Source organism: Anaerocolumna cellulosilytica (assembly GCF_014218335.1).
Classification (GTDB): domain Bacteria; phylum Bacillota; class Clostridia; order Lachnospirales; family Lachnospiraceae; genus Anaerocolumna; species Anaerocolumna cellulosilytica.
In genome coordinates this window covers 742135-765272 of sequence record NZ_AP023367.1, presented here as the reverse complement: position 1 = coordinate 765272, position 23138 = coordinate 742135, and the positions used below count along the sequence as shown (strand labels likewise).

21 protein-coding genes are annotated in these 23138 nt (G+C 34.4%); 4 read left to right on the top strand and 17 right to left on the bottom strand.

The features are described from left to right. The first annotated feature begins 410 nt into the window (after positions 1 to 410). The gene (locus tag acsn021_RS03425) at positions 411 to 2543 is read left to right on the top strand and encodes a serine hydrolase domain-containing protein (RefSeq protein ID WP_184095195.1); all 2133 of its coding nucleotides are present in this window, start codon (positions 411 to 413) and stop codon (positions 2541 to 2543) included. Between the two features lie 185 nt (positions 2544 to 2728). On the opposite strand, the gene acsn021_RS03420 is transcribed toward acsn021_RS03425, so the two are convergent. The 4 genes from acsn021_RS03420 to acsn021_RS03405 form a co-directional block, all read right to left on the bottom strand. Then, complete coding sequence (locus acsn021_RS03420) at positions 2729 to 3601, bottom strand: amidohydrolase family protein (RefSeq protein WP_184095197.1); 873 nt, start codon at positions 3599 to 3601, stop codon at positions 2729 to 2731. Between the two features lie 10 nt (positions 3602 to 3611). Next, positions 3612 to 4625: a zinc-binding alcohol dehydrogenase family protein gene (locus tag acsn021_RS03415; protein WP_184095199.1), complete on the bottom strand. Its 1014-nt coding sequence runs from the start codon at positions 4623 to 4625 to the stop codon at positions 3612 to 3614. Between the two features lie 158 nt (positions 4626 to 4783). Beyond that, positions 4784 to 5989, bottom strand: a complete 1206-nt coding sequence (locus acsn021_RS03410; RefSeq protein WP_184095201.1) for an MDR/zinc-dependent alcohol dehydrogenase-like family protein — start codon at positions 5987 to 5989, stop codon at positions 4784 to 4786. 95 nt (positions 5990 to 6084) lie between these two features. Continuing rightward, a complete protein-coding gene (locus acsn021_RS03405) occupies positions 6085 to 7014 on the bottom strand; it encodes a LacI family DNA-binding transcriptional regulator (protein WP_184095203.1) in 930 nt (309 codons plus the stop codon). 164 nt (positions 7015 to 7178) lie between these two features. On the opposite strand from acsn021_RS03405, the gene acsn021_RS03400 reads away from it, so the two are divergent. Then, positions 7179 to 8831, top strand: a complete 1653-nt coding sequence (locus acsn021_RS03400; protein ID WP_243167967.1) for a putative polysaccharide biosynthesis protein — start codon at positions 7179 to 7181, stop codon at positions 8829 to 8831. 151 nt (positions 8832 to 8982) lie between these two features. Here the strand turns inward: acsn021_RS03400 and acsn021_RS03395 are convergent, their stop codons facing one another. Both acsn021_RS03395 and acsn021_RS03390 read right to left on the bottom strand, forming a co-directional pair. Continuing rightward, entirely contained in the window at positions 8983 to 9441 is a 459-nt protein-coding gene (locus acsn021_RS03395; protein ID WP_184095207.1) for a hypothetical protein, read from the bottom strand. Between the two features lie 39 nt (positions 9442 to 9480). Then, positions 9481 to 10005, bottom strand: coding sequence for a hypothetical protein (locus tag acsn021_RS03390; protein WP_184095209.1), 525 nt, complete (start codon positions 10003 to 10005; stop codon positions 9481 to 9483). Between the two features lie 394 nt (positions 10006 to 10399). Between acsn021_RS03390 and acsn021_RS03385 the strand changes: the two genes are divergently transcribed. Further along, positions 10400 to 11263: a DUF368 domain-containing protein gene (locus tag acsn021_RS03385; protein ID WP_184095211.1), complete on the top strand. Its 864-nt coding sequence runs from the start codon at positions 10400 to 10402 to the stop codon at positions 11261 to 11263. Between the two features lie 823 nt (positions 11264 to 12086). Beyond that, positions 12087 to 12758, top strand: a complete 672-nt coding sequence (locus acsn021_RS03380; RefSeq protein ID WP_184095213.1) for a hypothetical protein — start codon at positions 12087 to 12089, stop codon at positions 12756 to 12758. A gap of 52 nt (positions 12759 to 12810) precedes the next feature. Here the strand turns inward: acsn021_RS03380 and acsn021_RS03375 are convergent, their stop codons facing one another. The 11 genes from acsn021_RS03375 to acsn021_RS03325 all read right to left on the bottom strand — a co-directional run bounded on the left by acsn021_RS03375 (position 12811) and on the right by acsn021_RS03325 (position 23125). After that, complete coding sequence (locus acsn021_RS03375) at positions 12811 to 13302, bottom strand: hypothetical protein (RefSeq protein WP_184095215.1); 492 nt, start codon at positions 13300 to 13302, stop codon at positions 12811 to 12813. 302 nt (positions 13303 to 13604) lie between these two features. Next, positions 13605 to 14924, bottom strand: coding sequence for a hypothetical protein (locus acsn021_RS03370; protein WP_184095217.1), 1320 nt, complete (start codon positions 14922 to 14924; stop codon positions 13605 to 13607). A gap of 266 nt (positions 14925 to 15190) precedes the next feature. Then, the gene (locus acsn021_RS03365; protein ID WP_184095219.1) at positions 15191 to 16189 is read right to left on the bottom strand and encodes a hypothetical protein; all 999 of its coding nucleotides are present in this window, start codon (positions 16187 to 16189) and stop codon (positions 15191 to 15193) included. 66 nt (positions 16190 to 16255) lie between these two features. Continuing rightward, the gene (locus acsn021_RS03360) at positions 16256 to 17563 is read right to left on the bottom strand and encodes a hypothetical protein (RefSeq protein WP_184095221.1); all 1308 of its coding nucleotides are present in this window, start codon (positions 17561 to 17563) and stop codon (positions 16256 to 16258) included. 12 nt (positions 17564 to 17575) lie between these two features. Then, complete coding sequence (locus acsn021_RS03355) at positions 17576 to 18025, bottom strand: hypothetical protein (protein WP_184095223.1); 450 nt, start codon at positions 18023 to 18025, stop codon at positions 17576 to 17578. Next, positions 18022 to 18429 (bottom strand): hypothetical protein, encoded by a 408-nt coding sequence (locus tag acsn021_RS03350; RefSeq protein ID WP_184095226.1) that lies wholly within the window; start codon positions 18427 to 18429, stop codon positions 18022 to 18024. Before acsn021_RS03350 ends, acsn021_RS03355 begins: the two co-directional genes overlap by 4 nt. 214 nt (positions 18430 to 18643) lie before the next feature. After that, positions 18644 to 19042, bottom strand: coding sequence for a hypothetical protein (locus acsn021_RS03345; protein WP_184095228.1), 399 nt, complete (start codon positions 19040 to 19042; stop codon positions 18644 to 18646). Between the two features lie 5 nt (positions 19043 to 19047). Beyond that, on the bottom strand, positions 19048 to 19506 hold the full coding sequence (locus acsn021_RS03340) for a SufD family Fe-S cluster assembly protein (RefSeq protein WP_184095230.1): 459 nt from the start codon (positions 19504 to 19506) through the stop codon (positions 19048 to 19050). A 10-nt stretch (positions 19507 to 19516) separates the two neighbouring features. Further along, on the bottom strand, positions 19517 to 20029 hold the full coding sequence (locus tag acsn021_RS03335) for a hypothetical protein (protein WP_184095232.1): 513 nt from the start codon (positions 20027 to 20029) through the stop codon (positions 19517 to 19519). A gap of 253 nt (positions 20030 to 20282) precedes the next feature. After that, positions 20283 to 20933 carry a hypothetical protein gene (locus acsn021_RS03330; protein WP_184095234.1) on the bottom strand — a complete coding sequence of 217 codons (651 nt, stop codon included), beginning with the start codon at positions 20931 to 20933 and terminating at the stop codon, positions 20283 to 20285. 191 nt (positions 20934 to 21124) lie between these two features. Beyond that, positions 21125 to 23125: a hypothetical protein gene (locus acsn021_RS03325; RefSeq protein WP_184095236.1), complete on the bottom strand. Its 2001-nt coding sequence runs from the start codon at positions 23123 to 23125 to the stop codon at positions 21125 to 21127. Positions 23126 to 23138 lie beyond the last annotated feature (13 nt).

Below are 23138 nucleotides of genomic sequence, written 5' to 3'. Positions count from 1 at the left end.
TTTAATACCTTTGATACCGCAATTGGTATGCGGCACTGCCACTACTGTGGCATTCCTTTCTTACTTACTTATTTTACTTTATATAATTATGAAACTAGCTTTATGTAGTTACCTAGTGCTTTCATTATAGCACTTTTCCCTAAGGAATTTCATTATAATTTCCATACATTGGATTAAAATTATATTAAAATTAGCAAATATGAGCAATTCTGTGCTATAATGTTGTAAACCATAGTTAATATGCTGCCAAGCTAGCCAGCCTTTTTAACAGGTGAATTATCTATACAAATGTATGAGCTTGGAAGAAAATAACAAAAAGAAAGGACGCCACAACACTTCTTCCAACTGACGAATCATGCTTTATCTTGTGGCGGTATCGTAAGTTGACTTGCGATACCAATGGTGTAAACATGTTTAAGAAATTTTTAAGAACCAAACTTCCAATTATTCTGGCATTCTCCTTAGTTGTTCTGCCAAGTCATGCAGCCTTTGCACAGGTGGTACCTGCGACTCTTAATGCAACTTCTGCAAAAGCTGAAACAGTCTCTACTAAAACCGGCTATGAAGCCGTTAAAGAATTAGCCGAGAAAAAAGCTGCTACCCTCACTAGTATTTATGGGGTTACAAGCTTGCAATATGCAGTAATTGACAACGGCATCGTAACAGTATCCGGACAATCCGGTGTTTACAGCAAGGAATCAAACACACCTTTAACCAATACAAACATGTATGGTATCGGATCAATTAGCAAGATATTTACAACGGCTGCCGTTATGCAATTGTCAGAGGATGGGAAGGTTGACCTGGACGCGCCGGTTACCCAGTATATTCCCGAATTTACAATGGCAGATGAACGTTACAAAAATATAACGGTTCGAATGCTTTTAAATCATTCAGCGGGTCTTATGGGCAGTACTCTTGAAAGTGCTATGTTATTTGATGATAATGACTTCTCTACCTATAACAACTTTTTGGAAAAATTAAAATCCTCCCGGTTAAAAGCAGATCCCGGTGCCTATTCAGTATATTCCAACGATGGCTTTACTCTTGCCGAGTTATTGGTAGAGAAAGTCTCCGGGGTAAGCTTTACAGAGTATATTAGTAAAAACATTACTAATCCTCTGAAACTAAGCAATACAAAAACTCCATTGGATACATTTCCATCCAGTAATCTGGCAAAAACTTATCTTCCCGGAAGTAATACTGCTCTGCCTAAAGAATCCCTAAATATGATTGGTGCCGGCGGTATCTATTCCACAGCCGAGGATTTATGCCGTTTTGCTGAGATATTTATGAGTACATATTCTTCTGATGTATTATACAGTGCCTCTGCTAGAGCAATGGAATATCCTGAATACTTAAGAGGTATCTGGCCTGAAGATTCAGAGCCAGCTCTTCTCTCCTACGGTTTGGGCTGGGACAGTGTAAAAACCTATCCCTTTGAAGATTATAATATTAAAGCAGTCGTTAAAGGTGGTGATACTAGCTATTATCACGGCAGCTTAATTATACTTCCCAATGAAAATATGGCAGTAGCCATCCTATCCTCCGGAGGTGCAAGTACCTATAATCAGGCTATGGGTCAGGAAATCTTACTAAAGGCTTTACTAGAGAAAGGTACCATTGATAAAATCAATCCAGACAAAACTTTTACACCTCCTGTTCAAACCCAGGTACCTGAGGCACTTTTAAAGAATCAAGGAGTTTACGGACAGAGGAGTTCTCTTCTACAGGCTAAAATTGATAAAAGTGGTACTCTGACAATAACAGATCTCTTAACCCCCGGTGCAACTCCACAGAAATTTATTTATACCGATGACGGTAAGTTCTATTATACGGACGGAAGTATGTATTATTCCTTTAAAGAAGAGAAAAACGGCAAGACCTATTTATATGCCAGCGGCTACTCCCTTTTACCAGGAATTGCACAGTTAGGAGACTCCGGCTATCAAGCCCAGAAACTTTCTGATAACCCCATCTCTGCAAGTGTAAAGAAACTATGGGAGCAGAGAATGAAAGAAAGCTATTTTATGGTAAATGAAAAATATAGTTCTCAGCTCTATACTTTGGGTATCTTAGGTTCCAGCATGATTATGCCTAAAGAACTAAAAGGGTATGTCATTACCTCTGCGATCATTGACGAATATAATGCAAAATCCCCCATACAGATACCTGGGGTTGCCGGCAGAGACTTAATCGATTTTACTTTTTATGAAAAGGACGGCAAAGAGTACTTGGATATAGCAGGCCGAATTAGCATTGCTGAAAATCATATTAGTACTCTTTCCTCAAAATCTACTTTCACCACTACAATTGGCGAGGATGGCTATGCTAAATGGTATAAAATCGGTAAAAATTCAGCGAAAAAGACCATAAATGTGATTCTACCCATAAATTCTTCCTTTGCTGTATATAATGCTGATGGTATCTGCGTTAACTATTATCATATATCAAAAGACCCGACTGTTGTCCTTCCGGAAGGCGGTTATATTGTCTTTGCAGGTGATGCAAATTCAACTATCCGGGTTAGATATACTAAATAAGAACCGTCGCCAAGCTTTATACTATGTATCTAATAAGGCAGTATCCTTATAATACTGTACAATAAAAGCGGTATGACTTTCCATTGAGAAGAAAGCCATATCGCTTTTCATACACTATTGATTGTGTTCCTATCATTCCTTCTGTTATGAAGAAACAATAAGCTTACTCTTTGTTGTAAGCCTTATTACTCTACCATATTCTTAGTATAAGGTATCTTCTTAAAATCAGGAAACCCATAAAATTCTTTCGCAGTTTTCCATAGAAACTGTTCCTTTTCTCTGCTCGTTAAACGGTCTGACTTTAAAATAAAATCAAAGGACATCGGATAGGTTATGGCTGTCATAGTCCTAGGATAGTCACTTCCCCACATTAACTTACCCATACCACAGATATCCCTGGCTTGTAATATCGCATCTATCGCAGATGGAAAGGGATAAAACTCTTTATGAAACAACCAGGTAATACCACCGCTTTCAATATATACATTTTTATAACAAGCCAGCTTTACCTGTTCTTCAAATCCCTTTCGCCCTGCCATGCCAAAATGACCGATTGCAACTTTAACCTCCGGACACTTTTCAACAAGTTCTCTTAGTTCTTCAACCTGAACAGCTCCCTCTGCTAAATCTATGGATATAAACTTACCGGCAGCGTTTGCTGCCTGAAAGACAGGTAATAGTTCTGATAACTTCTTTCTGCTTAATCTGCCCCCACATATTTTAATACCGTCAAATCCCTCAAGCAGATAATCTTCTGTTTCTTCATACAGGCTGCATATTTTAAGACGGTCAGGGTATTTGTTCTTTGCCTCTAAAAGATATGCATTCTGATTTCCGTCAATATATTCCTGCGTTACTATACAGCCGTTCACTCCGGCATAATCCATATTGGCAATCAGCCGTTCCACACTGTTAAAGCCATCCTCCATATAGGGAGGAAGCATCTGTCTGACTTCATTACCAAACATACTTTTTCCACCACCTAAGTCATAAACCGGTAATCCATCAACAATTCCCTTTTGTTTCTTCCACAAATGCAGGTGGGCATCAATTATCATTTTCTTCCTCCTAAAACTCCACTAATATTTTCATCAAATTTCCGGTATTTGAGGTCAACGCTTTAAAAGCTTCATCTGCTTTGTCTATAGGATAAATGTCACTTACCATTTTCATTACATCCACTCGTCCGGATGCTACTATATCAATTAAGTTAGTAAAATCATAGGAATAAGCGTTCCTGCTGCCAAATACATTCAATTCTTTTTTCAATAGAATTGAATGATTAAAACCAGTTTCCTGCTTACCATTTCCAATTAAGATAATAGTACCTGCAAAAGCTGCTGCTTCAATACTGGCTAAAAAGGTAGCAGGCAGTCCACAGGCTTCCACACATACATCAAAACCATTACCATCTGTAATCTCCTTCACCTCTGTCTGTAAATCTTTTGTTCTGGTGTTAATGACCCCATCTGCTCCATAAGCCCTTGCCATATCAAGCCTTCCGTCCAGCACATCTGCTACATAGACATGGGCTCCACGTAATTTTGCACTAATCAGTGCAAATAGACCAATCGGTCCGGATCCTATTACCAGTACCTTATCCGTAGGCTTAATTTGCGTTCTGGATAATGCATGGTATCCAATGGAAAATGGTTCAATCAATGCAAGCTGCTTTGCATCTAATCCTTTTCCGCTAAATATGCGTTCTATGGGCATTGCTATGTACTCACTGAAACTTCCGTCTCTTTGTACTCCCATGGTTTGGTTGTCGGTACAACAATTTACAAATCCTCTTTTACAGGAATAACATTCCCCGCAATTAAAATACGGATTGGCAGTTACGAAATCCCCTGATTTCAGACCTTTTTTATTTGTACCAATTTCAACAATTTCTGCACTGAACTCATGTCCCGGTATTCTAGGATATGTGGTAAAAGGCTGATTACCAGTATAGCTGGATACATCCGCTCCGCAAATTCCACAATATTTAATACGAAGAAGTGCTTCGCCCTCTTTGATTTCTGGCATACCAGTCTCAGTGACCTGGATTTTATATGGTTCTGTGATCAATACTGTTTTCATTTTAGCTCTCCTAATGCATATCGTAGGCATGCCTGCGATACAGCTACAATACTATGAGTTGAAAGAATCGTTTTGTGACATCCTTATTATCTTTCAATACTTTCCTTCAACCTTGCTCCTATCTGCGGCCTTTACTTGCTTACAATTCAAAGTAATGTTTATCTGGAAAAATCAATATAATCCGGATTCCAAACGACGGCTGTCTTTAATGGAGCTCCCTTTGCATATATTTTATTCTCATATGCAGCCAAGGGATTCCTTATAAATTCCTCTTTTTCAATTAGTTCCACGATTTCATCATAACGACTGTCTGTAAGAATACGAATAGCTTCTTCCATATGGTCTTGTCTGAAATTAATAGAACCCATAATTAAGTGGTTTTTAAACCCAAAAGGCATCGTATCAAACTGTATCTGAGGTCCCAAAGAAAAGCTGTTATAAACCCCATTACAACCTAAAACCTCCTGTTTAAAGGCCAGTTCATGCTCCACATTGGTGCCGCTGACTCCAATAAATGCAGTTGCTTTTCCTCCTAAAGCAACAATAACAGCACCAGCCAAATCTTCTGTCGATTTATAATGGTTCTGTACATACACTGCTCCTGTCTGCTCTTTGGCAAATACTACTTTAAGGTCTGTTTCCTCACTTCTTCCAACAAATACAATCTTTGCTTCCGGATATTTCTGTCTGATAAGGTCTCCCATAAACATACCGGTAGTTCCAAGTCCGAAGATAACGGTTCTTGCAAATAACTGCTTTCTGGCATGTTCTCTGGCCTCTGCTTCACTGCACTTATGTTTCGCCATCTCCATTCTAAAATTATGAGCTGCTCCTAAGTCCTCCATCCTCTCCCTTTGAAATACCATACAAGCGTAAGGATCCGGAAAAACCATCTTCTTTGCAAAAGATAATGCAATCTTTCCATTCTTTACAAAACCGTCTGGAATTTTTAAAAGCATATCCGGATGATAATAATTTTTATCGGAAAATAAGCCATCGGCACCATCACAGCCATACTCAAAATAGGACTCCTCTTCTGTATATCTGGTGGGATCATAGCTGTTGCCCCCACGGATTAGTACAATTGCAAATCTCTCCTCAGAAGGTATCCATACTAAACCTTCGTGTCCATTGATTAATCTTTCTTGCCCTTTTGGAAACTTATTTGAAAGTCTTCCCTCCTGTCCCATCTTCATTAGTTCATGGTCAGTTCCACAAAAGCCTACAATTACACTCTCTGCTAAAATTCCCTTCTTTTCTTCTTCTCCTCTTAGTCTTCTTCTAGGTGGGTCAATTAGCTCTACTTCCCCATAAACCAAAGGTTTTTCCTTATCATTTTGAAAATAGGTTGCCTTTACTTTCATATCGTTTTCTCCTCCTTACAAAGTTGAAACGTTTCAAATAAATAGTAAAAAATAGCACTGCAAATTTTGTCCAAGGTTAACTGTCTATTAAACTGTTAACCTATGACCATATTGCTGATTTCTTTATCCGGCTGATTCATCCTTTCAACTAAGAGTTTTGCAGCCAATCTTCCCAGTTCTTCCACCGGCTGCCTGATGCCAGTATAATTTTCCTGAAACCTGACGGGGATTTCAAAGGTATCAAACCCCAAGATTCGAATATCTTCCCTGTCATTGGCATTGACAGCACCTGCTGAAAGCTCATAGTTACTGGCAAAAACCGCCTCTAACTGATATTGCTCCAGCCTTTTCATACCCTCATAGCCTTCTTTAAAACTGTACTCCTTACATACTGCCCTGTACTTTTCTTTGATTCCGAACGCTTTTAATGCCCTGATATATCCTTCGCGTCGCTGTCTTGCTGTTGATATATAATTAGGTCCTTCTATAATGCCTATTTTTCGAATTCCAGTTTCAAGCAAACGGCAAACACTCTCATAAGTCATTCCTTCATTGTCGGCTACGACAGAATCAAAAACAGGTTTTTCTAAAATCCTGTCAATCAGAACAAGAGGCGTATCTCCCACTGCCTTTCTAAGTTCAAAAGACTGAAATCCACTTGGCATAAGTACTATCCCGTCTACCTGTCTGCCTTTTAAGAATTCAATACGTTCTAGCTCTTTCTCTTTGTCACCACTGCAATCTGTAATTATGACACAGTAGTTATATTTTTGAAGTTCTTGTTCAATACTCTCAATAACACGCATACTAAACATATTGGCCAGAAAGGGAACTATTACGCCAATTGCCATGGATTTTCCGGTTTTCATACTCCGTGCAATGGCATTGGCTTCATAACCTAACTGCATAATAGCCTGTTCAATTGCTTCCTGATTTCTCTGCTTTAGCTGTTCCCCATTCAAATATCTGGATACAGTTCCCACAGAAACCTGTGCTGCCTTTGCCACATCTTTGATAGTTGCCATAGTCTCCACCTTTTTGAAACGTTTCATTTTATTCAATGTAACATATATGGCTCAGATTTGCAAGCTCTAAATAAATGATATGACACTAGCTAATCTTGTCTAATTTTGGTATAATAGGCAGAAAGCACTACAAAAATGAATGTATTAACACAATGAGGTTACAAATGACAAATAAAAAGAATCAAAACAGCTTTATCAAGCAAGCCGGAATTCTGGCTGTAGCAGGTATCATCTGCCGCCTTATCGGCTCGTTGTATCGAAGCCCACTAGCAGGTATTATCGGCGACGAAGGTAATGGATACTATAGCGTTGCTTATAATATTTACACAATTATATTACTGGTTTCCTCCTATAGTATCCCGTCGGCCATCTCAAAAATTATTGCTCAGAGACTGGCTGTAGGCGAGTACAAGAATGCACGCCGTATCTTTTTGTGCTCCTTGTTTTATGTAGTAGCCGCCGGTAGTATTGCCAGTCTGTTTACCTATTTTTGTGCCGGATTACTAGTAAAAACAGAAGCAGTTCCTATTCTTAGAATCTTTGCTCCTACTATTTTTCTCTCAGGTATTTTAGGCGTATTTCGAGGATATTATCAGGCCAGAGGAACCATGGTGCAAACAGCCATATCCCAGGTTTTAGAACAACTTATTAATGCAGCAGTAAGCCTGATTGCTGCCTACTTCCTTATGGATATGGCAACCGGTAAAGGAGCCTCTGTACAGGCTGTATATGGCGCCTCAGGAAGTGCTTTGGGAACCGGTGCAGGGGTCCTGACCGCTTTAGTATTTATGCTGTTTATCTACTTAATTAACCGTAAATCAACCGTCAAAACCTTAGAGTGCTCCCATGATGATAACAAACAGGTATTGCCATATGGAAACATATTAAAAATTATCATCAATATGGTTACCCCTGTCATCTTAAGCACCTTTATTTATAATTTTAACACCACCTTAAACCAATCACTTTATATCCAGTCTATGATATCAAAACACAACTACACCTTTAAAAGTGCCTCCACTTATTATGGTATATTTTCTGGTAAAGCAGTAGTAATTGCCAACATACCCATTGCCATCGCTTCCGCCATGTCATCTGCCATAATTCCTGAACTTTCTGCCAGCTTTGCAAGAGGTGAGTTAAAAGATACGGAGCAAAAGATAACCGCCTCCATCCGCTCTGCCCTATTAATCGCCATCCCTTCTGCAATAGGAATAGCGGCTTTATCAAAACCCATAGTTCGTCTTCTTTTTAACCAGGCAGAATCCATTGGATTGACTGTAAGTCTTCTGCGCGGCTTAAGCCTTACTATTATATTTTATGCCTTGTCCACCATCACAAATGCAGTTTTACAAGCAATTGGACAGGTAAAACTGCCTGTCATAAATGCCGCAGCCTCTTTAGCACTTCAGACTGTTATACTACTACCTCTGCTGCTATTTACAGATTTAAAACTATATAGCTTACTAATAGCTGCTTTTGTTTATTCTATGTCTATGTGCGTATTAAACTGGATATCTATACGAAAAAGCCTGAATAGGGATTTTACACTGCCTTTTATGAAAATGTTTTTAACACCTTCACTTATTGCTGTTATTATGGGGATTCTTACAGCCATCGTGTATGAGTTGTGTAATAAAGTTTTCAAAAAGAACAGTATTTCTTTAATGATTGCTGTTGTATCGGGTATATTGGTATATTTTATCGGAATTATTAAGACAGGCGTTCTGACTAAAGAAGAGGTTGAACATTTTCCTTTGGGAGACAAACTGATAAGACTGTCCGGAAAACTAAAGCTATTAAAAATATTTCAATAATCCGCTTCAAGATTTAAATATTATTGTCAAAAGAAATCAAAACAACTGGTATTATATATATTAATACCGGTTGTTCTTTTAACACAATCTTACCCTTCAGCGAGAAAAGTCTGCACTCTCTGTTATGCAAGATACTGCTGCTATTCTTTTCTTATTTATTAAAATTGATTTTTCCTTCCGCAATTGCAACGGCTACATCATAAAAAGATTTAACAGAATCGCCGCTGCCCTCTGTTAGACGCTTATAAACCTTGCTTACAGGAGACATTATATTCTTCTCATCATGACTTAATACCGGTACTCCATTTTCAATCTTCCACTTATATCCTTTTTCATATAAAACGTTATATAACAAAGTTTGTCCAAGATAACATCCAAAAATCAATGACATATTCCAAATTTTATTTTCTTCTTTATTTCTTGCCAGTTTACTTTTATAATAATTTTCTAGAAGTTCCTCCAGCTTCTCGATACTATCCGGCGTATAGTCCAGAGGAATTTTAGCCTCAGCAGCACATTCTACTGCTTTTTTTACTAACTCATCCAGAGTAAGGTTTTCATAATCAATATCAACCCATATCGTTTTTTTCTTTTTAAACCAACTAACCATATTATACCAATCCATTTCCAATTTTCAGTGATTTTAAGTTTACTGCTTGCTATTGTTATGCATACCCAGATTGATTTGATTTTTATTGCTTTCTATTTCCTTCTCATTTGTTTCCATTTCATTAGAGTGGAGTTCATTAAATATGATGTCATTATATACTTTCATACTAACGGTATTTTCAGAAATATAATCCCCGGATAAGTATAGTCTCCATAATTTATGGTATTGAAATACAGCTTTAATACCTTTTACATAAATTGATACAAATAAAAACCACATAATAAAGTTCTTTCCGCCATAACCCTCGGCAAACAGTAATACCTGTGAAATAACATAATAAATCAAAATAAATATAGCACAAAAACGGCTTCTTGCAAACTGGATTCCTAATCCAAGCAACAATAACACTATAACATCTGCCAATGTAGGGCGTTCCATAATACTGCCGGACACAAACGTAATTGCTGCACTAATAAACGCTGCTGTGGCCGCACTCATGACTCCGGTTTTTATATTCTTAGGCACTTCCGTTTTCCAGAAGCTTTTTTTATCCATTTCTAACATCTTAAATACTCCTTATTGTTCCTGTCAATCAAGGGCGTGCCTGAAAGCTGCTTGTTTCACGATGAAAGTTCCGCTTTGTTGAAAACAGGAACTGTTTTCGGGGGTGTAGTGATGTTACATGCCAAATTTTAATGTAGTTCATCCCAAACACTTTTGCTCCCATTGCCCAATAATGCTTTCATTATTGCACAATTGAAAATGTCATAAAATGGGTAATTAGTCACTTTTATAGAAAAATAGGTATTATTGATTATCTGTAACGCCATCCTTATTTTCTTTGTCTGAATTTCTTTTATGGATAATTTTACTTTCTGATAAAATTATGCTATAATATCATTTAATTTAATTTTTGAAAGGAGCCTGGGCATATACATACACCCAGATATCTAAAGACATGCAGAATCAAAAGAATGTAAAGAATAATTTGTTAATTATTCTAAAAGGTTTTATTATTGGTTCCTCAATGAGCGTACCTGGAGTAAGCGGTGGAACCATGGCTATTTTGTTAGGTATTTATGATAATCTCATAAGTGCAATCAGTAACTTTTTAAAGGATATAAAGGGCAACTTAATATTTCTAATAAAATTTTCTATAGGTGCAGGGGTTGGAATTGGCTCCTTAGCCTTTCTCATTAAGTGGCTATTGGATAAGTTTCCATTTTTTATTTCATTTTTCTTTTTGGGTGCAGTAATCGGTGGCATTCCTGCTTTGTACCAAAAGACCAAGGAATCCTCCCTTAGAATATCGTCTGTTTTATACTTCCTTCTAGGGCTTGTCATTGTTATATCCATAGGTTTTATCCCTACCGGAAATATTGATGTTAGTATCGGCTCGGGTGTAGCTCATTACCTTATGCTTTTAGTAACCGGGGTCGTTATCGCACTGGCACTAGTTTTACCGGGTATCAGTACTTCCCATATGCTGATTGTACTGGGTATGTATGATTCCATGCTTCTTGCAATAACGAAATTTGATGTTATTTACATTGGTATCTTAGGATTTTCTACCCTGATTGGAGTCTTTTTGGTTACAAAACCTCTGGAATGGACTATGAAACGTTTTCCTCATCAGACCTATTGTATTATTATTGGTTTTGTAGTTGGCTCCACCTCTGAGATATTCCGTGACAAAATACTTCCCGCCGTACCTGTAAATGCAGGTTTTGGCTGGTGGATTCCCTCCGGATTAATATCTTTAGTTATCTTTGCACTTGGCTATAAAGCGATTCTTGTATTATCTAAATTTTCAAATGACTAGTATGCTGTCTAGTCATCGGTAAGTTTGCAGAATGTTTTGTAAGTCTATAAACAGAGAAAGAATACATAGTGGTGTCTTAATGTAAAATAACCAGAAGGCTGTTAAAATGGCTGACTGGTTATTTTTTATTCACATTCTTGTATACTTTGCTATTTATGTTGTTTTTGTTATACAATTTCATCCTCTGTTAATACCATCCCGACCCTTTTTATGGAAGATTTCATTCCTTTTAACGGTAAATAATGTCAGTTTAGTCTTGTTAATTATATAATTATTAACAGAATCACAAAAGATTTACGAAATAAACCGGATATCCCTCAATATAATTACAATAACCCGATAATTACTTCTAACTCTATTACTTTTTATCATGCAACTGAGAAAAACAAGGAGTTTATTGTTTATTATAAAATTAATGCAACTGGGAATGTAGAAGTTACTTCTTGTAATATGAATGGTAAGAAATACGAAAAACCTTATATCTTTCCTAAGTTTTCATCTTCAAAAACTTTATATAGATATTATCTTCTCCTTTAAATTTATACATACTAATTAGGTAATTGCGAAACTATCTTGAATAATTCTTGAATAACTATCTTTTGGTAACTATCTTTTGGTAACTATCTTTTGGTAACTATTTTTCGAATAACTAGAATCATTACATTCTTCGAATGAAATGATTCTAGTTATAATTACTTAACAGCTCCCGGTACTGGGTGTCATTTTTATTATTTTTTTATTTATTATATTTATTTTCTTTCTTTCCATCTTCTAACATATCGTAATTAGCTAAATTTTTCTGAATGTTTCAAAGGAGGTTCCAATGATGTATAATAAAAGTTTTAAAAAGTGGATTCTAATTGTAATGCTATTACTAATACCGACCCTAGTATTGTTAAGGTTAAGTCGTTCAGGAATTCTTGGTGACTTGACAATAACAGAAGCTCTAAAAACATATGTCTCAGTATTTGATTGTGACATCACGGATGAGGGTTCTTTCCTGTTCGTAGATGCTTATTTTCCAAAACCTAAATTAAAAACCCTGAATGATAATGCAATTCTATCAATGAAAGGCATGGATAGTACCATTGGGAATTATGCAGTACCAATCTACCTTGTCAGAGTCGCGTTACCTGTCGGAACGCAGGTTAGCAGCATATATATTAACGAAGATACCCTTGGTGGAAGTATATATAACATTGAATTTACAAAGCAAAAAGGTGGTGTTCCCTCTCTCTATAAAAAACAGCTTGGGTTATTCGGAATTCATTTAAATCAAACCGTAACCTTTAAAACTAAGGATTATAATAATCATAAATACATAGAGTTCTATATATGTCCAATTTCTTACAATCCTTTCGCCTATAATGCAGAATATAGAGCTTATATACAATACAAAGTTAAATTAGAAAAAGATAATTGGAACTCTTCTCTTTCTGAAAATGAAAAGGAAGCCTTTCGAAATATACTTGATAATCCCAGGTTCGTTAGATAACTGCCTTCATGCAGAGGCTTTTATATATCTGAAAACTCTTAAATTATAATAGTTAATATTCTAAGTTATTCATAAGGGTTTTAATTTCTTCCTTGTACTCCTTAGGGGCATATGTAAAAATAATTGTATTATCAACTTTTGATAAAATGAAATACATCTCGTTTTTTATAACCTCATAATAATACTCCATGTATTTGTTGTTTTCTGGTGTACTGGGCAATTCATTACTTTCCATAATGTTTTTACAGATATTTAGAGCTATATTGTCACTAGCCATATCATAAAATTCAATCGCATAGTTTTTACCTATAGCAATCAACACAGCGTTTACTTCATTCTTTAAAAATTGATTGGACGCATTTAATATAGTATAATTACTTTTATTTGCAAAATACTTATTGAAGTTATCCTGGCTTATTGGTAATTTTTCTTTTTTGATTTGGATGTTTTTTATTAAATCTTTTTTTATTATCTGTTTGGTAATTTCTTTATCCCTTACACTACCTACAAATATTTTTCTAGCAATTTTAATTTGTGAACTCAATATAAAATGACACAATATAATTCCAAATATAAATAAGAGTAAAAGAAGTATTACGTTCCGTTTACACATAGTATCTCCGTCTTTTCACTTTTTCTTAGTTTGCGAATTTGATGATCTAATTAATATGTGATTTAATATCTTAATTTAATATTTACGTTTATTATATTTTAAAATCTACGTTTAATATCTTTCATATATTATTTATCATCCTAAAATGATATTTTATTTAAAACCGTTGTATGGTTACATAATGATTTATTTAAAAGAAACTGTTTTCTATATTTTGATATTAACATAACACCCTAAGAAAAAGGTACATATACCAATTTAGTTATAGCCTTTTTCATATTTTCTACCGCTGTAACTGGAATATCATCCAGTTCTTTTATTGCGTTAATCGTCTGAATTACTAAATCATAGGCCGTTATTCTTTTTGAGTAATCCATCTTTTCCATAACAATTCTTTCTAATTTTATGGAACGTTGTTTTGATATTGCAGCCGTCATTTTGACAATTTTAAAGGCATATTTCATCGTTTTACTAATATAAGAAAATGCTGCTTTTTCACCTTCTGTTAGTATCACTGTTTTTAATTCAAAAAGCTTTTTGGGTAATTCTTCATACTTGGTTAGAATCTCTTGATTCATCTCATCAAAAATTGCTGTTCTAAATTCTTCTGACATCTCACGATGCTTTTTTGTACCGGTATGTTTTCTTGAGAACTCATTTTCGATACATACTGTATTGCCGATTCTCCATATAGACTGTATACGAAGCGAACTATATCCTGTATCTGATGTAATAATTTTAACACCAGGAACGATATCATCCTTAAAATCATATCTTTTATTAATGTCATGTCCCATACTTTGAAATTCTAATTCAATCCAGGAATTTTTATTATCAATATGCCACCCTCTGCACACAAATGGCACTTTCTCGTTGTCCTCTTGATTATTTTCTTTGTTTTCTTTGTTATCTTGTTTTTTTTCTTCTTCTTTTTCTTTTTCTTCTTCACAATACAATATTTTTCTTTTCCTAATTTCTTCCATGATATCCAGTAAAATCGTCTGTCGAATATACGAATAACTGGAGCTTCTCATCGCATATACTTTTGAGATCGAGTTTATTGTTCGCAATATTATTGTTACCTCCTTTCCAGTTTCAAACTGCTCTGCAATAGAAATATCACGACCTAGACTTGGCTTGTCTGAGTAGCACAAAGTTTCATCGTTTTGCTGAAAAACAGATAAAGGAAACTCTGCGGAAGTAAAAATAGGTGTATTATCATAAACCAAGAGTAACTTTGTTTTATTTTCTGCTTCCTTAATTAAATTTTTAAAATTCCCCTTTTCCATTATATTTCCTTTAGATACCATAGAATTCTGCAAAAAATAGTGCTTATCTTTAACAATCCATATTTTATAAGGTGCCATTAGATTACAGTAGATAGCCCCTCCATTACTGCCTGTTATAGATAATAAAGACAACTTGTCGCTGTCAACCCTCATACATAAAGTTTTATCTTCCATTTCTTTTATTAACTCTTTAAATTCCTCAATATTATTCCCATTCAAATCCAATGAGTCTAATAAAAATTCTTCGTCTAACATATACCCCATTCCCCTCCATTCGCTATTCTTCTTGTATAAACAATCAGTATTATACTGCCTTCATAAAAAGTGGCACACATGACAATCAGTTTCTATACAACAATTTCTAATATTATGACAAATAAAATATGAAAACAGGTTTCTATACAAAGATTTTTAATAAAAAACCATGGCCTCTAAGCCGAATAAAATCTCAGAAAGTCATGGTTATCTTTTTATGTTATTGAATGTAATTATTTTTCAGTATATTATTACCAGTGCAATTTATTTAACTTCTACTTATCAATAGACAAAGTTTGTTTATTAAAGATATATCGATAATCCGGCGCATAACCTGCTTTTGCTGCTTCCATAGCGGTATCATAATACATCTTTATTAGACCAAATGAATCTTGTGGTATTTGGGTTTCATAGCAATAGTATTTTCTTCCGTCCTCCTCATAACATATCACACGTATTTTTCTTATGGCAGAAAGACCTGCAATTGTTACATTATTGCTTACTGCCCTGCCTGAAAAATCAGCATTTCCAAGTAAGATAATAAGGCTTGTATTACTTATATCATTTATTCCTGAAAACGTCTGAACTGGCGGTAAATAAAAATTGTAGTCAACCTCTCCACGAAGCTCACTGGCAGCATTTACTTGAAAGGTTAAAGCATCTGTTAATAAAGAATTTATTCTTCTTTTTTTTATGTTATGATTTATATAGGCGCTTACTTCTAAATCAGTATACCTATCTCCTTCTTTTACTACTATAGAGCTGCCACTTTTCGTTACCTTAGACCACTTTTCATTCACTAGATTTAAACCAACAATGCCAATTTCTATATCAAGTGTATATGGTAGTTTGGAACTCCATACCAACCCGTAAACATCTCCATTCAGACCATTTGTGGAGTTAATCTCTGTTAGTTCTGTTACGTAATAACCATCCGAACTTGCAAGCATTGCCACTGATATACAATTTTCTATATACTCTCTATTTTCTTCGTTTACAGCCATTCCATAATTTAAACAAATCATATCTTTAAAAGTATCCAGACTGCTCCCCGGCTCTAGTTTTAAATCATTCATTTCTTGATACTTTATACTAAGATTGTCTCTGCTAAAAACCGAAAGAAAGGCGGCTTCTGTTGAATATTTTAAGCATTGGTTTAACCTTGCGGTATCATATTCTTTCTGAACAGAGTCCATTTGAATATAATAGGTAGACAGCATAATTAATATAGCTGCTACACCTAAGAAATTAAACACGTTATACCATGTTTTCATCTATTAAAATACTACGTATGGGTTCTACTTCATACGCCGCCTCCTTTTCTTAGTTTTATTGTGGATTTATTTTTTAGTAAATACAACTGTTTTAGCATTACCTGCCTGGTCAGTAATAACTAATTTATATTTCCCCTTCGCTTTAACTACTTTACCATAATTAATTACTTTGCCGTTTAGTTTTGCTGACTTTACACCGCTTACATCATCATCAAATCTTATAGTTATGGATTTGGAAGTGTAGGTTTTATTGTTAACTATATTTGTAGTAGGTGGAACTTTATCGATATTCGTTATATTTATTGTGGTCATAACATAATTTTCATTCTCATCCTCTGTTCTGACAGTATACCATCCATTTTCCGATACCGTAAAAAAATCTTCCTCTATTACTAGACAAGTATCATTTCTGCTTGTTTTCCATACAGTATTTGAACGGATATTAGAATCTGTAACCTTGGAAGAAACCATTAATGCTCTCTCATGGTCATAGGAGGAATCTAACCAAACTGTAACATCTTTGTTGGTATAGCGCTTAATACTTTGCGTCAAAGTATTCGTTCTTGGTTCTGCAATTACATATAGGCTGGTAGGAGCCGTTGCATCGCTTAGATTAATGTAATAATCTCCCGGTTCAAGAAGCACAGCTATTTTATTTTTTGAAGTATCTCTAGTGTCATATTTTTGAGATTTTATAACCCTTCCATTTCTATAATACAGTGTACACTTGGCACTATCTGCTTTTAAGTTATCGACCTGTTTAAAGAGATAATCAATAGTCACATAGCTTTTACTGCTAACTGAAAATAGATAATGTGCTGATGGTTGTAAGTTACTTAGAAATCCCTCATAATAAAAATCAGTCCTAATTACATTGGGATTCTCCCAGGAGGAAGCAGATACTAAAGTATTCGTATTAACCTTTTGTCCTGCGATAGATAAGCCAATATTATATGCATTCTTATAAGAACCTCTTTTTCCAAAGGAATAATTGATATAATACGTTCCAGGTTCTAATAATATAAGATTGTATTTATTTTTAGAACTGATTGCTGCCGTATTACCTATTATATCAACCCCATACATATCTTTTGAAAACCAGGCTATTCCTCCCGGCACTTCATCACTTTGACTCCAGCTAAAATATGCTTTAATTATTGTTGGCTCAGATAGCTGAAATTTGTACACCATATGTTCCCCTTCCCAGAGATAACTGGTCTTAGTAGAGGGAAAAGATGTGCCACTAATGTCAGATACATAAGATACTGTAACATACTCATCATAATAAACAGTACTTGCACTTATATAAGCCGGTGAAATAATTCTAAATACAAAGGTACAAACTAAAATATATATGTAGATTTTTTTTTTCATTACTTTCCTCCTTTAACGAACCGTTGCTGACATGGTTAGTGAATAGTTATCTTCATTTAATTTTAAAAATGTAGACATTATTTTACTGTATGTTGAAGTAGTTATTTCATTAAGTGATACTCTTACTATATCTCTTGGATTTAATTCTGAATTATTATCTGCTACTATGTACGTAATATTTATTGTTCCATCTTTTCTTTTTGTGTACACCTTTACTAACCTTTCAACTTTAATATTAAGTATTTTGCCACTGGATGCCACCTGTAAACTAAATTCATTCAAATCATCTTGAGATATACTTCTTTTATCAGTTACTTTATCTAGGAAGCTACTAACATCATTTAATAATACTCTTCGACTTTCCCATTCTGTCATGGAGTATGAATAGATATATGGGCAGATAATAAACATAATAATAATTAATACCAGACTGATTACCCTTGCTATAAACCCATCTTTCAATTTGGTTCATACGCCTCCTTTATAATATTGTATTTTTTTGTTCTATACTTATATTTTATTGAATATCTTGCTGCATCTGCATCTTCACCAATCAGATTCCATATCTCATACATAGAATTCACATCCTTTTCTTTTATCGTCAGTTGATAGGATTTATTTTCTTCCTTACTTTTCATGTATCCTATAAGGGCTATCTCATATTTGTTTAATGTATTATCATAATTTCCATACTCAGTGATCCCAAATCCGTTCTTTTTATTCGTATTTTTATCCGCTATTGTGATTGAAGCGTTTATAGCTTGTCTATTACATTGATATAAGACAGATAATCCATTTATTAGTATAATACTGATTACTACTGTTAAAAGTGCCAAATCTAACATTTCAATGATTGTTTTTTTCATAGCAACTCCAATCTATGTGCTCTAGTGCTATCTGTACTTGCTCACGTACATACCAGGATTTTAAAAAATGCTTTTGTTTTCCTCCCTCCAAACATGTCACCGTATGCACAAACTATAGGATAAAGAACCCTAACACTTTGGGGTTCTTCCTGTGTGAAATGATAGAGATACTTATCTAACGTATTTTGTCAGCTAAGATTTTTTCATACGTTCCTTATTTTTTAAGAACTATATCATATAGTCCTGTATTGCTATTTAAGGTCACGGTTATGTTAATATCTCCTTTCAATAAAGCCAAAAGATTATCGTTTACAGTATACTTTTTACCATTATCAGGGTAAAGATAGCTTATAATTTCACCAATATTCTTTTCATTATATACGAGTAGGGCATATACAGAACCACCTGGGATATTGATAGTAGTATTTTTTAAAGAAGCTAAATTACAGGTATCTGCTTTTAACTGGGCTTCATCAAGCTTATTGTAGCTGGTGTGAAACATTCCGGTTCCAACATTTGCTGATTTTACTACCAAGACTAACATGGCTGCAAAAAATATAATACCAACCGCTAACTTCAGCATATCCATTGCTGTATCGCCTGCTTTATTCACATTCATCACCTTTCTGTAAAATAAAAGGAAAGAGCCCCATTCTTATCTTCTTGCATTCGTACATCATAGGAGGAATATATATGCTCAACGAAAATATTGTTAGTAAGATACGATTGGGTCCAGAGTATTTCACTATTTTCACCCTTCTCCATTAATTTTTTTGCTCTGCTTTTTGTAATTTCTATATTGGTATTTATAGTAGATAACTTGATATAGTAATCGTATTTACTGTTGTTTTTTATAATAAGTTCTACAATATCAGAACCGGAAACATGTTCTGCATATTTATAATAATACAACTCACTTTTTTCCCTGACAGATATCATTGTATTTTCTTTCAGCTCCTTGGCACTTCGTATATTACCAGCTTGTATTGAAACTATTGCAAGGAAGGTACAAAGCAACGTAAAAAGAATCAATTCACTGCCTAAAGACAATGTATCCGTAACTTCATTCGATCTCATGATAATTCTCCTATTTATTATCTGATATCCACACAAATGCAACACCAGTTACTTGTCCTGTTGAATTTTTATTATAATAGATTGAATTTGTTACATCTCCGCCATCATATATTAAATAGGGGTGAAATTCTGACTGTGTATTAAGAAGAGTATTTAATGAACTAGTGGTAAACAGATTGGCCTCTCTTACTGATGTTTCACTATTAAGCCGAAGGCTTATACCAGTTTCAGAGACTTTATTTATATAAATTTCTAAATCACCTGCTGCATGTTCCCGAAGCAACTCTATGATATCATCACCATAAACATGTCCATCACATAAATGTCCTGTACATTCATTCTGCTTGAATTTGCTGAATTGCCTGGCCTCTCGGATTTTTCTGGTACTATCTATCTGTTCATTTCTTGTAACAGCAAAGGAAGACCTTATGTGGAAGGCAAATATGCAAAATGTTAAAAAAAGACCGATTAATATGAATTGTATTGCTATCCCGAATATATCTTGTACATTTTCATTATCCATAGTTCTAATCCTTCTCTGTATATACTAGTTCGATTTATTATTTATTTGTAACCTAATCTCAAAAACTCCAATCAAAAACTTAATTAATAATTCAAATTAATAACTGTAATTATAGTATGATAAATTACAGTGTACCTCTATTATCCTATTTATTGTTCTATACAAACATTTTAAAAGTTAGCTTTTATGGATCGCTTTGTGATACGACAAAAAGCAGCAGTAGAGACTGCTACTTTTTAATCTTTGGGGCTTTTTAATTGTTGGATGCTACCTGATAGAAAAAAACACCTACAATTTCACCTGTAGTATCTTTAATCAGATTTGACTGGAATTTGGCTCCAGAGGCAATATATTCGGTACGACCCTGCTTTTTGGTATTGGCAATATCGTTATTAAACTTAATTGCACCTGTTTTGTCATCAACTGCAAAGGAAGAAGTCGTAATGAAACTTCCATTTTTCATTTCCAGTTCTGTATCTTTTGGAAGTAATGCATTGTAATTCATTCCATAAACTGTTGCATTGGTTTTACCCTCTGAATTTGTTGTAGTTATGTCCGTCTCAATCAGCATATCCAAATCATCACTATCACCGGTAAATTCAATACCGCTAATGCTTTGGCAATCGATAAGGTTCCTAGTCCCAACGATTACAGCATATGGCTTACCTTCAAAAGCATCATATGCTGCCCTTAGCTTATTCCCTAACACTACTGCCTGGTCATAATCTGTAAACTCAGACAATTGGAGAATCTCCAACTGCTTTTGTACTTTGTCACTACCGTTGTTTGCAATCGTTTTTCCAGTTGTGAAAATAATAATAGCGATAGCTAAAAAAAATCCAAATGCGAACAACGCAGCTCCAAGTTTCGATGTCTCAATGCCTTCATCACCGATACCTGCCATAGATTTCACACTCCTTTTCACCGTTTAACGGATTTTATTTTTTGGGTTGAGAACTTAAACAACTAAATACGTTTAATTTCTCCTACAAAACTATTATGTTAAATAATATAAGTTTTTTGTGATTTAACCACACTTCCTTAATCATTTCTGTACAGATATTTTTAATATAATATTTCTGCTAAACCCTTTATTTATAAGCCTTGAAGGGTTTTAAGTCCATCCATCATGTTGGTATAACCTATATACATTAGTGGAAATACAAATAGGAGGACAATTGCAGCAGATAAACCTATTTTGGTAATTAGACCGCATTCATTTCGTTTTCTGTCGATATTATCTCGAAGTTTTTCATCACGCATACGACTGATATGTTCCCGGTCAATTTTTAAATCTGCAAATGCATCTTCCATAGATAATTCATTAATAGTCAGCTTTAATTTTCTTATATACCGTTTAAAATCCTGAATAGGTGTTTTAATTTCCATGATATCTAATTCTTTTTCAGGATCTGATGCATAGCCCAAATAGCAATAAAGAAACATATCTTTATGAATAGTAACTAATTCACTCAGATAACCGATTGCTTCCATGGTGTCACAATTTATACTCATTAAAATGGTAGTAATTGTTTGAATCTGTAGGAATTCCTCTTCAGCAGCTATATTTAATATTTCAATTCTTTTCTTTAGTCGCCTATTCGGTATAAACCAAACTCCAATTGAGAGTAAGAAACAAATAGGGATAAACCACCATCTAAAATAGAGATTGCTTAAATAATCATACTTTGTTTTCATTCTGGATATTTGAGATTCTATATCCATATCAGTTATACCTGTTATTGTATCTGTTATTAGGACTCTAATTTCTTCATTTTCAAAAATATACCCTTTATCCCTCATGCGCATATAATAATTATCCATAGAAATAATATCATCATGGTCATACTCATAAGTGGGATTTTCTTTAATTAAAGACAAGGAGTCGGAATTGTTTCTCATATAGTCTCTTCCAATATTTATGCTGCTAAGTACACATATCATAGAGAAAACAAAAATCGCTGATGATAAAACAGCCTTTCCTAGATAGAACTCTTCTACAGATTTTTTAGAAAACGCATCATTTAGTTTTTGTTCAAATTGAACTCGTACCATATTTTTTGGTGATATCTGTTTTGCGAAGGAAAATACTAGACGTCTTTTTAATAATCTATTTAAAATCATATTCCTGTCATCATTTTTAAAAAAAGACATACTATTTGCCCTAGCTACATAAGTATAGCTTGTCAAACTTATAACAATGATAATAATTTTAAATATATATCCTAATATGCCTTTTAAAATAATAGCCGTTCCGGGCATACTGGATAACAAGAATACTTCCATTACTTTTGTGGCGGGAATAGCAACCAGACACAGATATTCTAACTTTCCGAACTTTGTTTTTTGATAGGTTAATCGTCCGATTTCATCATTCAAATCTTTCATCATGATTAATAATGCATTAACAAAGGATGAATATCCATTTTCATCAAATGTATCTCCTGTATTATTAACATGGTAACAAACTTGAGCAAGAGTCTGCATATGTATAAATGGGATTGATTCATTATATTCTTTTATTTTTGTATCGGAACCCGCAGAAGTCAGTATTTCATGCAAGGAAGAAAATGCTTTTGTAAGCCTCTTGCCATAGTCAACATGTTCAAGTGCTTCAATAACATCATTACATTTTAGATATTCAAGTCTTAAAGATTCGATTGCATATTTAAGCTGATAACTTACAATCCCATGCATCCTTTTTATATTTTTTTCTATCACTATTGTTGGGATTATATACCCGCCTACACCTACCAACGCTACGCTTACATAATCATCATATATAAATATCCCAACAAGCAAAGATACCACAAATGTGAGAAAAGATATAATGAAATAGAGAGAGGCTTTGCTTTTTATTTCCTCTTTTGAATAAACAGACATAGCTGATAACTGCATTGTTTTCTTTTTTACATAATTTTTTACAATAGGAAGCTTTGTCAATTCATCGTATATTGCTGTAAATATCCCTGTCTTACGATAACTCTTCCTATTTTTTGGGCCCTTCATTAAAAATAGACCCGCCCCCATTAGTAATACCAAGGCAAGTAACAGTATTATAGAATTGGGAGTTAAATATATTAATATTTCTTTCATTTAATACTCATGC